This is a genomic window from Aquimarina sp. AU119, from assembly GCF_900312735.1.
Taxonomy (GTDB): Bacteria; Bacteroidota; Bacteroidia; order Flavobacteriales; family Flavobacteriaceae; genus Aquimarina; species Aquimarina algiphila.
On sequence record NZ_OMPF01000022.1, the window covers coordinates 710,279 to 722,118 of the forward strand.

Sequence of the window (11,840 nt, forward strand, 5' to 3'; positions counted from 1 at the left end):
CCTGATTTCTCAGGGAAATAACTATGCTACTAATTTAGTTAAAGTCAGTGATTTATACAATGATCCGTCCTTATTTATTATAGTTCTGGAATCTGTTGTATTATGCAGTCTAAGACTAGTGTTTTCAGCACTTGCCAAGGCTGTTACAGTTGCCGTATATCGACCTGGAAAACCTACAACTGGAGCAGGTGTAATACTTTGTACTGTTCCATTAACTGCAAACTCAATATCGTTACTTTCTAATCCTTCTAAAGGTGTTTTATTGTCCTGAGTTAAGACTGCTTCAAAAGTGATAGTTGTATCGGCTGCAGTTGGATCATTTACATAAGATAAAGTCACCTGAGATACTCCATTGATAATTCTAGGATCAAAATCCAAGTTCTCTTTTTCAATAATAACATAATTATCATCCATTTCAAATCTATTCAAGAATTGAAACATTAGAGATTCTTTTTGACCAACTGTGTTAGAAGGAAATTGAAGTTTTCCTGGTTGAATCATTCCAGTAGTGAAACCTTTTACTCCTCCGGCATTTCTTTTGGTCAAGATTATACTACCTTCTTTGTCAATAATGAAAATGTCTCGACTACCGAAACCTTTTAATGAATGGAGGGCACGATTAAGATATAAACCACTTGTAAAGGTGGCCATGAACTTATACTTTCCTTCATTGGTGACGATCTGTGTATCATCTTCTAAAGTTTCAATAGCATCATCTGAACCATTTTCCTCAAAAGAGGTTACATTTGTGGCCAAATCAATTTTACCTTCCTCCATTAATTGAAGGAAATATGCTTCGGTTAATTCTTGGTTAGGATCCATGAAGGCACCAGGCGTAAAAGCCCCAATAGTCTGCGCTGCAACAATACGTTGTTTGCATCCTAATGAAACATTCATCCCCAAAGAGTTACCAACACCACAAGACCCTAAATTCACTAAATCTTTTACTAGTGCCATTTTATATTTTGTTTTCTTTTGTTAATATTTCGGCTTGCTTTTCAGTCAATAGGATTTTATCCCCTACTTTATAACTATTCTTAGCAGAACCGTCTTTTTTACTTCCTAAGTTGAAAACAGCTTTGGAGATGTACTCCTTTTTCTCATTTTCAACAGTTATTTTTTTTGTCATAATCAACAATCTTTTAAATAATATGTTATTTTTCCGTTTACTGAAAACATGTGATAAGGATGGATGTCACTAAATACAAATGATTCATTATTGATATTGCTAAGAATGTTTTTATAACCTTTCTGGATTTCTTTTATCTCAAAATTCCCAAAGGTTTTGTTTCGAATTGTATTAACAACTTCACTATGCGCATCTGAATCTTTTCTTGAATTATATATCTGTGAAAGGTTCAAAACGAACACAATCTTAAGATCAGAAGTATAAACCAATTCATCTTGTGTTGAATGTGAATCAGAATCAATAAAAAACACAGTGGCAGTTTTATCTTTATTAAAATATAATGGTTTGTATTCGCCATTACCTTGATAAACTTCCATTATGTTTTTTTTATCCTTTACATTCTTGTAAATCTTTCCATAAATATCAAAGTCTTTCCATTTTGAAATAAATTCTCTTTTCAGAACATCTTGAATATCACTTATCGATTTATCAATCCCCTTATTACTTTCTGATTTTTGAACCATATCACCACAAATTAACTGACTCAATGAATACTCCAGATCTTCCAACTATACAATTACTCAGCTTTTCAATAGATTTATCATATTTCTGTGCTAATCCATCAACAATCAATCTATTTCTACTATCAAAAACACCATTTAATTCACTCATCAACTCACTATAACTATACAAAGCCTCTTTAGACTCCATATTACTTCTGTGAGTATGAATAATGATCTCAATAACCTTTCTTGCCATCATATAACCTAAAGAATTGTCAAAATTGTTAATGTTTGATTCAATGCAAGGATTGTAATCTGTATTTAAACAAGAATTGTTATTATAAGAAAACACATCGTTTAGAACTGTTAGAACTACTGATTCTCTTAATTCCTTTAAATACTGATTAAAAAATTCATCATTGAGATGAGCTTGTGGTGCGCAACCATGTAAATTTTTGATTGTAACAAGTTGACTAAAATCCTGAAAGAATCGACCTGATTCACTTGTTTGATTTTCATCAGAAACAATTGAATCAAGCCCTTCTTCAATAGGTTGTTTCCATCCTATTCTTTCATTCAGGTTTTTTATGTTTTCAGCACTAAACATTAAACAATAGGTGCAGGAAGATTATTTTCAAATACCTCTTGTTGCTCATCCGAAAGTTTATTTATTTTTTTCAGAAGAGTTGCATCCTTATTGGTGTCTAACGCATTTGCATTTTCGTCAGCTAAGTTAATAGCAGAAATAACACCTGACCTTGCATAAACTGCTCCGTTATAATCAAAGTTTGCATCATCCTCGGTTTGAATATCATCCGCAGCTTCTTCGACATCAAGGATATAAATCTCATCAATCATATCAATAACTGGTAATACAAATGCTTGTGATGAAGTAAATTCTGCTAAAGGATCATTTTTTCTATATTTAGACACTAGGATATAGTCATCAACCTTTGCATATTCAACACCTCCAACTGGATGAAGTTCCTCTGCTACTGTTCCATATGTCAAAGACCCAACATTTAAAGAAGGAATGAAACTAACTTTGTTAGGCTCCCATATCTTTCTTTTTGTAATAACACCGTTTTTCTCAATAGAAACACTTCTATTAACCACAATCAAAGTAACGTTGTAATTGGTTAATAGTGCGTCATTTACCTGTTCTAATGTCGGAATTGGGAAAGTACCAGTTGTTAGACCTAACATTCCTGCATGTAAAGATTTAACTTGCTCGTTAGTTTTGAATACATTCCATGTAGATCTATCCATAATTATATATTGTGGACTATCTCCTTCATCTTCAGCTTCGTCAAGGATTCTTTCTATATCATCAACTGGTTTTGCATCAGTAGATGACCATTTAACGGAAGCACCATATTTTTTTGAGTCAGGATGTCCATAATCGACACGAACACCAGTTCCCGTTGTATAATCCTCACTAACCAAGGCCACTCCAGTACTTAGACCTTGATGAAACATGTACTCTAGCCTTTCATAAACCCCTGTAATTACCTTTGGTGTATCTTCGAACAAAGATCTAATAAGCTCATCTTCGTTGTTCTGAGTAGCTTGCAATATATTTACATCTTGCATTTGACGCTCATTCATTTTAAACTTAATACCAAGTTTTGGAATATCACCTTTGATCTTAGAAACACTGTCTCTCTTCTTAAGTGGTAAGCTAGAATCCAACGAAACTATATCAGCGGCTACCATATTACCATTTTTACTTAAAGTCTTCCAAGTAAGTGTTGGCGAAAAACGCTTAGTTAACATTTCCTGAAACCTATAAGTAAGTTCCTTTTTTTCTCCATTAATTCGCTCTACTATTCTTTGAGCTATTGGACGAAGATATTTTTTAACGTATTGTACAAATAATGACTCTTCCATTACTACTCTGTTTTAAATTTGATTAATGAAAGAGCTGTCTTAATTGCTGAAGTTGGTGGATAAGGGGAAGCCGGTTCAAGGACATCTCCTCTATCCATAATTGCAGCAAAAGGTTTGCTTTTTTCGATTGATGCTACTAACACACCTTCATAAGTGTGTCCTGATGGTAGTGCATCATAAGCACTTCCATTAACAGGCATAGGTTTGAATTCTCCACTTGATGTTTCTTTAATAATAACGTGACCTGCACTAATTACATCTGGAGCAAAACCTGTAACATCAAGTGTACGTCCTCCTGGAATATCTCCGAGATTACGCATGATTACTATGGAATCATTTCCAGTAGTAACTTTACTTTTTGAAGTTAAATCTGCTGTTGTCATTTTTAAATGTTAATAAAATTATCAATTTCTTCCTTGCTGGGTTCCTTGTCATCTGTGATATTAGGAGTTGGACCAGCTATTGTTTTTTTATCAGCATAAGACTGAACAAGAGTTGAATATTCTTCTTCTAGTGCCTTTGTCTGATCTTCCAAAGAAGTTTCAGAATTGATGTCTATTCTACTAATCCACTTTTGTTTAAGATCATCTGGTAGTACTTCACTTTTTGATAGTATAGTTTTTGCAGAATCTCTTTTAGTATCTTCAATCTTTCCTTTTTCAATTGATTCTACTTTTTGAAGAAGTGTTTTAGCCCAATTAGGAATTTCATCCTTTTTCTTTGGATCTGGATCCACATCTTGCGGTTTAGGATCCGTATTTGGCTCTTCCAATTTCTTTTTTTGAGTCTCTAAAGCTTTTGCAACTCTTCTATCAAACTCTCCTTGGTTTTTAGATTCTTTCAAGAAATCATCAAATGCCAATTCTCTAGGTTTTAGTTTTTCCACTAACCCCTCTAACTGATCATCTTCAATGCCCGAAAGTACCTCGTCTGACAGCCCTAATTTTTTTAGTTCTGCTATTAGTTCCTTTTTGTTCATTTTCTTATGAAATTATTTTTTATAAAACAAATATAATGTTTTTATTTTTATTTAGACTAAATAAGAATAATGGATAAAAAAAATTAATTGTTATTGTTTTCTGGTATAGATAACTGGTTGAATTCAATTTCGTTATCGGCTGTTAAAGCAAGTTTTTCCACTGCTGTTTTCTTAGAAATAATACCATCAGTTACACCCTTTGATAATGTATTTACCATTTCTTGTAAGTTATTTGGAAGAATACTATCAAATGAAACTTCAAATAACAGATTGTTATTTTGACTTTTTAATGATGTCTTAATTGTAGTTATTAATCCCGATGTAATGATATTAATACATCTTTCTACGATAGTTCTATTCTCCCCTTCGTTCATTAATGCTTTTATTATTGGATCCAAAAACATAAGTTCTAGAGCGACCCCTGATATATTACCTATACCCTTTAAATTTTCGAATGAAAGATCAGGTGTTGATGTCAAAGAATATATTAATTCTTTTATTGTTTCTATTTCTAATTTTACTGATTCAGGAGCATTATCATGCGTTAGAAACTTAGCATTACCTGATATTTTATTTCCACTATCATCAAACTCAACTGAAGTTCTTAACGCTTTGCCGTCAGAATCTTTATCAGGCATACCTTGAACTTCTCCTTCAATAAATAGTATTGGATGACCTGTATAGTCATTACTTGCTCCTAATTTTGATAAAGTAACCTCATATCTATCTATTAAAGACTTAACATCTTCATATTCTACCTGATCTTGTGACATGTATACAATAGGTATCTTGTCAAATCCATGATCAATGGAATTATCAAGCATCATTTTACCCGTTTTTTTAGTACTTAACTTGTAAACTTTATCTTTATCATATATCCAATGGTTATCAATAGTTTTTTGACCATTCTTATGTTTAAATTGCCAAACAAAGTAGATCATATCTCCTTCTGAATCAAAATAAGGATACATTTTACCTTCATCAGATTTCAATACTTTGGATCTCATTTTTCTTGCCTCACCTTCACCAGAAATATAAAATAATACAGAACTTTCAGTTTCACTTTTTTGTTGAATCTTAGCTTTCTGAAGTTTACTATCAATTCTTGTTGATTTCCATGTTTTTAAAATCAATTTTGATAACTCATTATCTTCATTAGGGATAAGTTTAACTGGTTTTCCAAATTCAAAAGCAGTTGCAGTATTAATAATCTTCCTCTGAAGATTTACAATTGTTCTTACAGCTTGAACTATTTTTCTACTCTCACCTTTTCCAACAACTTTATCTTTTTGAATATTCCCTATTTGAGAAGGTCTTATTTTTCTATCGAGATCCTTGTATTCACTTTTGTATTTCTCAATATCAAGATAATTTTTACCATCTTTTTTCAACTCCTGTATTGCTTTATAGGGTTGATCGATTATTAATTGTAGGATGCTTTCTTCTTCCATTATCTAATATGCTATTCCCATTTCGGATAGACTTTGTTTAGTTTCTTTTCTTTTTGTTTTTGGACTCAAATCAAAAAAAGATCTCATTAATAATAGATCTCTAAAGTCTGGTGACCTGCCAATATTTTCTTTTATTTTCGCTTTTTTTACTAATGAAAGTTTTTTACTCTTAGAAGGATCTCTTTCAATAGTACCTAATTCGTCACATAACATTTCTTTATCAGAAGGTGAAATATCTGCACTTACTCTGATCTGATTTTTATTTATTTTTTTTGCTAAGTAGAATAGACATTGTGTTTGTAAATTTTCATATTGTGGCGTATCTTTTTTTTCTCCACTTACTATCTCCTTGAATGGTTTAGCGTTATTCATAAACCCTTTTATTCCACAATTATCTACGACACCACCTCCAACACCATCCTCATCAGCAATGGAATTATGTTTAGCTATTTGATACTTAGTTCGTAATGTTTCAATACAAGCCTGTATATCGGTAGTTTTACTAATTTCAAAGCTTTTTATTTCAATTAAATCCCAATCCTTCCAAACGCCAATTCTTGCATAATCAGAACCAAACCTGGCTATATCCGCAGTAATGTATTTTTGTTCTACTGATTTAATGTGATCGTTTTCAAATATTGCTATAATATCTTCATATTCGCACAGTGCGTAGGGATTATCATCATAGTCCCAATTACCTTTTAATAGTCTTTCCTTTTTAGATTTGTCTTTTGTCCTTTTAAGACGTTCTATGTAACCAGATTCTATAAATGGATTGTCCTGAACAAATGCTTGTAGAAACTTCTGAATTCCTGTAAGAATTCCGGCTTTAAATGGTTTATAAAAATCAGAATATAACCAGTTCTTTTTTGGATTTGCAGTAATGAATAATTTAGCCCTTATTCCATATTTATCATTGTAATGTCTACCAATACGAGATCTAAGAACTTCATAAGCTCCATAATTAATTTCACCTCCTTCTTCTATCCAACCGCCAGTATATTCAGTTGATCCAAATCTTTCATACAATTGATCTCTTGGAAGAAATTTAAGTTCAAGTAAATCAATTCTACTGCCATTTTTAAATTGAATAAAGTTCTTTTGACCATTATACTTAAAAGTGGTTACTCCATATGCTTTGGCTACTTTAAAAAAAGTGATTAAAGTTGATTCTGTAATCCTTTTTAGTTCTTCTCTACCAATAAACCATTTAGTTTCAGGATATACCAAACACATAAACATTAACCATACGCAACCAGTCCATGACTTTGCGCCACCCGCAGCACCACCATAAACCAACTCTTCAATTTTATCATCTGTTAGTAATTTTAATGCTTCTTCCTGTTTTTTATGCCTCTTACCTTCAATAACAGTAATGAAATCAAACACCCTCTTTTTAAAAAGCGTGATTGCTACATCTACGATGTTTATATCAATCGGTGTTTCTAGCATTCCAAATATTCATTAGTGTTTCAGGGCTCAATTTCGAATAATCAATTACTACCTGTTTTTGTTGGTTGTCTTTCTCATAGCCTCCTAAATGTTTCATTAGTTTATCTATAGCAGATTCCTTTCCAGAAGTTCTGATTTTCTTAATGATTCCTGCCGGAATTTTTTCACCATCCATAAAATCAAACTGTTGTTCAGATTCTATTCCAGTTATAGCAGTTCTATGTTCTTTGGGTATCTCAGCGATTGCCTTCATACCTCCTAATTCATTATAAACTTCAGATATATCAAATCTGGCTATATTTGCTAGTATTTGTACACACTCATCAACTGTTATCTTATTTCTATCTTGAATTTCTGACTGGAGAGATTTAATGTAATTCTGAATGTCAACTTTTGTCAACAGTCTCTGTGCCTGTGATCTAGCTGTTTTTTTTGAATAACCACTTCTAATTGCTGCCTGTGTTGCATTCAAATCAATAACATATTCTTCACAAAATCTTTTTTGTTTGGCGTTAAGATTATCTGGTTTATTTATTTTAGTTTTTTCAGTTCCTCCCATAACTCATAACCTTGTTTTACTGTCTCGCCCCTATCCATATTCTACGAGCCATATGTATTCCTACAATCCACATTGCAATTATCTCAGCCATTGCGAAATAAATATCTTTCGATAAATAGCCTAATACAAATACAATAACAATTGATGAAGCTAAATAGATATTAATAACTCTGTTTTTTTTGGAACAATAATAAAGCATACTATAAATAGCAGTTGCTAAAGTCAAAGCTGTACAAATATTATGAGCTATTGGAAAATCATTCATGTTTGTTAATAATATAGATCCCATTCCTAAACCAATTATATAATCAAAATTCCTTTTTTGCTGTGGTGCGTTTAAGAAGAAAAAGAAAATTGAAAACAAATGCATTCCATTATATATGATTTCATTTGTAGAATCTGCATGTGCAGATAATGAATTGTACCATTGAGGTGCGGTGATAGGAACTAATATTGCAAGAATAAGAGATATTCCTAAAAATAATGTTCTTGATAGTTTACTTGTCATCTTTTAGTTTTTTTAATCTTCTGATCTTCTATCTGGTTCTGGCATAGTTTCTAATCTAATAGCTTTAATTGAATTATGATTATTGAGTATGGCCTTACATACCCTATGCCACCCATCACATATAAAACCGTATTCATCTAAAAGTATTGGGAAATTTAAATCTGCATTCTTAATTCTATTAGCATGATAACAGAATGTTTTTATATCGATACTACTCCCCCAAGGTGTTGTTGAAATATCTATTCCTGAAAGTGGTAAATCAAATTCTTGATATTGTTTAGAATGTTCTATCAATTTTAAAACATGAAATATATTTTCACCATTGTTATATTCATTCTCTATATGAGAAAAACTGTTTATCTTAACTAATGGTGCATTACTCATTTCTTAATTCATTAAATTCTTGTTGATCACATGTTTTGATTTATCAGAAAACAATGAGGAGTTCTTTTGCTCTATTAGTTTAGTTTCAAACAAAACGTCCTGGTTAATGTATTCTGGCTCTTCTATACATTCAAAATAATCACTAATGGTGTTTGATATATAATCAAAGTTTTTGTTAGAGTTTTCTGGGTTACTCTCAATTGTGATTTTAATACCTGAAGATGTTATAATTACTTTTTTCATAATTAAAAAAGGGAGGCGACAATGAAACACCTCCCCTTTGCTAAATCAATTAAACAACGTTCACAAAACCAACTAGAAATCACTAGCCAATCATAGGATATAGTAAAGATACAATTATTATTCTTATTTAGTCTAAATTAAAATAATAAATTTTAAACAATGAAAACATCATTGCAATTGGATTTATTCCTAATTTTAGGAAATATTCCTAATTCAATGTTAAATAAATCTATACAAATTGATTCAGAGTTTATCGAGAAGAAGATAAACCGTGCGTATTGCGGTCTGTCTTACATTAAAGTAAATGATTCAGGGAAGAAATATGCACATCTTAAAAATAAAGTATACTCCTATTTTGATGGTATTAAGAAATATTCCGGAAAAAGAAGTGAACGAGCTTCTAAAAAAATATTTAAAGAACTAATTGATAGATATAAGAATTTTGAATGTGATGATATTCTATATTACTTTAATGATAATAGTGGGGTTTGGATGTGGCATGAGGTAAGTTAGGATTTTTTTATGGTTTTATAAAGAAGCTTACCAGTCTTATACCCTTGTATTGATTTTATATGTAATGAATGCCAATTATTGAATCCATATTGATAAATAAATTCATCCTCTTCTTTATTAGGAAATCTTCCTGTAGCACAATAGAATTTAAAAACTTGTTCCATAACCATTTGTAATGGTGCTAGTTTTTTTAAAAGCTCTTCTACATCCTCTATGTTTGTTACTGTTGAAAGATGATATAGATCCTTTTCATATTGAAAATTTTTAACGTTTTGATTGAATTGTTTTGATGTTATTCCGAAATTTCGCAAAACCTCTACAAATTTTTTAAAAATTTTATTTGAGTTATCCATATCGTAAATTTACAATTATATTCTTCGTCCACAATGCAGACATGTTTTAAAATCTGGTAACATTGGTTTCTTTGGATTGCAAATGCAATAATTATGTTTCTTTGCTAAGTACTCTCTACGTTTTTTATAAAACCATTTCTTTATCATAAATCAAAGGTACTCTTAGGTTGTTTCTTATACTTGTGGTTTTCCACAAATATTATTAAGACCCATAATCAATCGCTACTATATTATCGTTTAACCACCCAAAACTATCGTATTTAAGTTCTACAGGTATATTTACATCCTTATGTAGTCTCTTGCACTGTTTATACACATGCATATAGTCCCATTCATTCCTAGACAATACACGACATCTTGGCATTATATTTAAAAAACCTCCTGGAAAGGAAAACAATACAGGGCACATGCCTTTATATTTCATTTTAGAAAAACTATTCTCTTGCATATTGCCAAGTAATCCATATAAAAACATTCTCCAAAACAATATATTTGGAATCTTTATAGCATATTTTTTAGTTAATATAACTATTCTAGTTGCTCCTTTTTGATTTATTTTCATAATTACATTTCTTGTATTATTTGTTTTGCTTCAGTAAGTTCATTCATGGTGTTAGCAAATCTATTTGCGTAATCCTCTACCATGTTATCCGGAACAACAGTCAATCCATTTAAGTAGTCAATTAACTCTATTTCAGAGGTTATTGAATTGTATATTCTCTCTGCTTCCTGTTGTTCTTTATCCATTGGATTGGTTTTTAAGTTCTGAATCTTCTACATAATAAACCTCTTCACTTTCACAAATAGGACATAAAACCCCATTCATATTGCAATCTTCTCCAATCCAACCGCAGTCTCTACAATGTGTTTTCATTCTTCTTTATTTAATGTTAGTTCTTTAAAACCCCTCAAACTCAGGTAATTCTTCATACTCTTCTTGTGTCATTTTAAAGGAAATTATTGTATATTCTTCTTCACTATCTTCAATTGTAGCTTTCACATCTTCAAAATGTGTTGTAATAAAAAAACTACCGTCATATCCGACTTTATAAACTCTAAATTTTTCTATCTCTTTTTGTTCTTTTTTCATTTCATTAGTTCTTTAATATCTGATTTTAAATTATTCATTATCTCAATTGCCTTTGAGTCTAGATTAGAATCCTTCCAGTTGATTTTTGAGAACAAATAATCTATTTTTTCGTTTATATTCATAGTTCTAATTGTTTAGTGTTTTATTTAAGTGTTTTTTCTATTGCTTTTTTAGATTTTTCAAGAACAGATTTAAAGTAATATTTTTCTTCAATTGATCCCTGATTTGTCCAATCTAGTGTTTGAATATAAAGATCTTTTAACGCTTCTAACAATTCTGGTGCTGCTGCTATTAGTTTAGCGTTTGCAGTAATATCAATATCTTCCGCCTCTCCAATACCAGTATTAATATAAGCTATATGTCCAAAACTTTTATTTCTATCCCAAGAAGAAATTGTCCAACTGTTTTTTGATGTATTCATAACAGCTTCCCACTTTCCTTTTGTTCCTTTAAATTCTAATTCCATTTTTTTCTTATTTAAGTTGTTTTTTTTGATAAATAAATAGCTTTCTTGTGTTTTGGATCATAAGTGTTATGACCGTTTAAAATATTCTCAATATTGTCTATTGTTGAATTGTTTTGATCGATTAATCTTTGAATATTTTCTGTTATTAAAAATCTTAATCTTCTAGAACATTGTATTTTTTCTCCGCAATGATCCTCTCATATGTGGTCCTGTAAGCTCCTTTCTTGGTTCTTTTTATTAGTTTACTAAATTAACCTTTTATGAAACTTATCTCCTATATGCCAATAATGTATTTTTCGAATTTGAATATCTTCTTATGC

20 protein-coding genes are annotated in these 11,840 nt (G+C 30.9%); 1 reads left to right on the forward strand and 19 read right to left on the reverse strand.

Features of this window, described 5'->3' with window-relative positions:
- Positions 1–21 precede the first annotated feature (21 nt).
- The 13 genes from DK442_RS20885 to DK442_RS20940 form a co-directional block, all read right to left on the reverse strand.
- Positions 22–957 (reverse strand): hypothetical protein, encoded by a 936-nt coding sequence (locus DK442_RS20885; protein ID WP_109437820.1) that lies wholly within the window; start codon positions 955–957, stop codon positions 22–24.
- A 1-nt stretch (position 958) separates the two neighbouring features.
- Complete coding sequence (locus DK442_RS28310; RefSeq protein WP_160114277.1) at positions 959–1,129, reverse strand: hypothetical protein; 171 nt, start codon at positions 1,127–1,129, stop codon at positions 959–961.
- A 2-nt stretch (positions 1,130–1,131) separates the two neighbouring features.
- Complete coding sequence (locus tag DK442_RS20890) at positions 1,132–1,653, reverse strand: hypothetical protein (protein ID WP_109437821.1); 522 nt, start codon at positions 1,651–1,653, stop codon at positions 1,132–1,134.
- 1 nt (position 1,654) lies between these two features.
- Positions 1,655–2,239: a hypothetical protein gene (locus tag DK442_RS20895; RefSeq protein ID WP_109437822.1), complete on the reverse strand. Its 585-nt coding sequence runs from the start codon at positions 2,237–2,239 to the stop codon at positions 1,655–1,657.
- Entirely contained in the window at positions 2,239–3,522 is a 1,284-nt protein-coding gene (locus tag DK442_RS20900; RefSeq protein ID WP_109437823.1) for a major capsid protein, read from the reverse strand. Before DK442_RS20900 ends, DK442_RS20895 begins: the two co-directional genes overlap by 1 nt.
- Positions 3,523–3,524: 2 nt before the next feature.
- A complete protein-coding gene (locus DK442_RS20905) occupies positions 3,525–3,905 on the reverse strand; it encodes a hypothetical protein (protein ID WP_109437824.1) in 381 nt (126 codons plus the stop codon).
- Between the two features lie 2 nt (positions 3,906–3,907).
- Positions 3,908–4,501, reverse strand: coding sequence for a hypothetical protein (locus DK442_RS20910; RefSeq protein WP_109437825.1), 594 nt, complete (start codon positions 4,499–4,501; stop codon positions 3,908–3,910).
- Positions 4,502–4,584: 83 nt separating this feature from the next.
- Positions 4,585–5,952 (reverse strand): phage portal protein, encoded by a 1,368-nt coding sequence (locus tag DK442_RS20915; RefSeq protein ID WP_109437826.1) that lies wholly within the window; start codon positions 5,950–5,952, stop codon positions 4,585–4,587.
- Positions 5,953–5,955: 3 nt separating this feature from the next.
- Positions 5,956–7,404 carry a phage terminase large subunit gene (locus tag DK442_RS20920; protein ID WP_109437827.1) on the reverse strand — a complete coding sequence of 483 codons (1,449 nt, stop codon included), beginning with the start codon at positions 7,402–7,404 and terminating at the stop codon, positions 5,956–5,958.
- A complete protein-coding gene (locus DK442_RS20925; protein WP_109437828.1) occupies positions 7,385–7,963 on the reverse strand; it encodes a terminase small subunit in 579 nt (192 codons plus the stop codon). The genes DK442_RS20920 and DK442_RS20925 overlap by 20 nt, the downstream gene beginning before the upstream one ends.
- Positions 7,964–7,979: 16 nt before the next feature.
- A complete protein-coding gene (locus tag DK442_RS20930; RefSeq protein WP_109437829.1) occupies positions 7,980–8,471 on the reverse strand; it encodes a hypothetical protein in 492 nt (163 codons plus the stop codon).
- A gap of 12 nt (positions 8,472–8,483) precedes the next feature.
- Complete coding sequence (locus DK442_RS20935) at positions 8,484–8,855, reverse strand: hypothetical protein (RefSeq protein WP_109437830.1); 372 nt, start codon at positions 8,853–8,855, stop codon at positions 8,484–8,486.
- A gap of 3 nt (positions 8,856–8,858) precedes the next feature.
- Positions 8,859–9,098, reverse strand: coding sequence for a hypothetical protein (locus tag DK442_RS20940; protein ID WP_109437831.1), 240 nt, complete (start codon positions 9,096–9,098; stop codon positions 8,859–8,861).
- 159 nt (positions 9,099–9,257) lie between these two features.
- Between DK442_RS20940 and DK442_RS20945 the strand changes: the two genes are divergently transcribed.
- Complete coding sequence (locus DK442_RS20945) at positions 9,258–9,611, forward strand: hypothetical protein (RefSeq protein WP_109437832.1); 354 nt, start codon at positions 9,258–9,260, stop codon at positions 9,609–9,611.
- Here the strand turns inward: DK442_RS20945 and DK442_RS20950 are convergent.
- The 6 genes from DK442_RS20950 to DK442_RS20970 form a co-directional block, all read right to left on the reverse strand.
- Complete coding sequence (locus tag DK442_RS20950) at positions 9,608–9,964, reverse strand: hypothetical protein (RefSeq protein WP_109437833.1); 357 nt, start codon at positions 9,962–9,964, stop codon at positions 9,608–9,610. The two genes, DK442_RS20945 and DK442_RS20950, sit on opposite strands and share 4 nt — an antisense overlap.
- Positions 9,965–10,166: 202 nt before the next feature.
- Positions 10,167–10,526 carry a hypothetical protein gene (locus tag DK442_RS20955; protein ID WP_109437834.1) on the reverse strand — a complete coding sequence of 120 codons (360 nt, stop codon included), beginning with the start codon at positions 10,524–10,526 and terminating at the stop codon, positions 10,167–10,169.
- A gap of 2 nt (positions 10,527–10,528) precedes the next feature.
- Positions 10,529–10,711 carry a hypothetical protein gene (locus DK442_RS20960; RefSeq protein ID WP_109437835.1) on the reverse strand — a complete coding sequence of 61 codons (183 nt, stop codon included), beginning with the start codon at positions 10,709–10,711 and terminating at the stop codon, positions 10,529–10,531.
- Positions 10,704–10,838 (reverse strand): hypothetical protein, encoded by a 135-nt coding sequence (locus DK442_RS28805; RefSeq protein ID WP_255412246.1) that lies wholly within the window; start codon positions 10,836–10,838, stop codon positions 10,704–10,706. Before DK442_RS28805 ends, DK442_RS20960 begins: the two co-directional genes overlap by 8 nt.
- A gap of 24 nt (positions 10,839–10,862) precedes the next feature.
- Positions 10,863–11,054: a hypothetical protein gene (locus tag DK442_RS20965; protein ID WP_109437836.1), complete on the reverse strand. Its 192-nt coding sequence runs from the start codon at positions 11,052–11,054 to the stop codon at positions 10,863–10,865.
- A 142-nt stretch (positions 11,055–11,196) separates the two neighbouring features.
- Positions 11,197–11,520, reverse strand: a complete 324-nt coding sequence (locus DK442_RS20970; RefSeq protein WP_109437837.1) for a hypothetical protein — start codon at positions 11,518–11,520, stop codon at positions 11,197–11,199.
- Positions 11,521–11,840 lie beyond the last annotated feature (320 nt).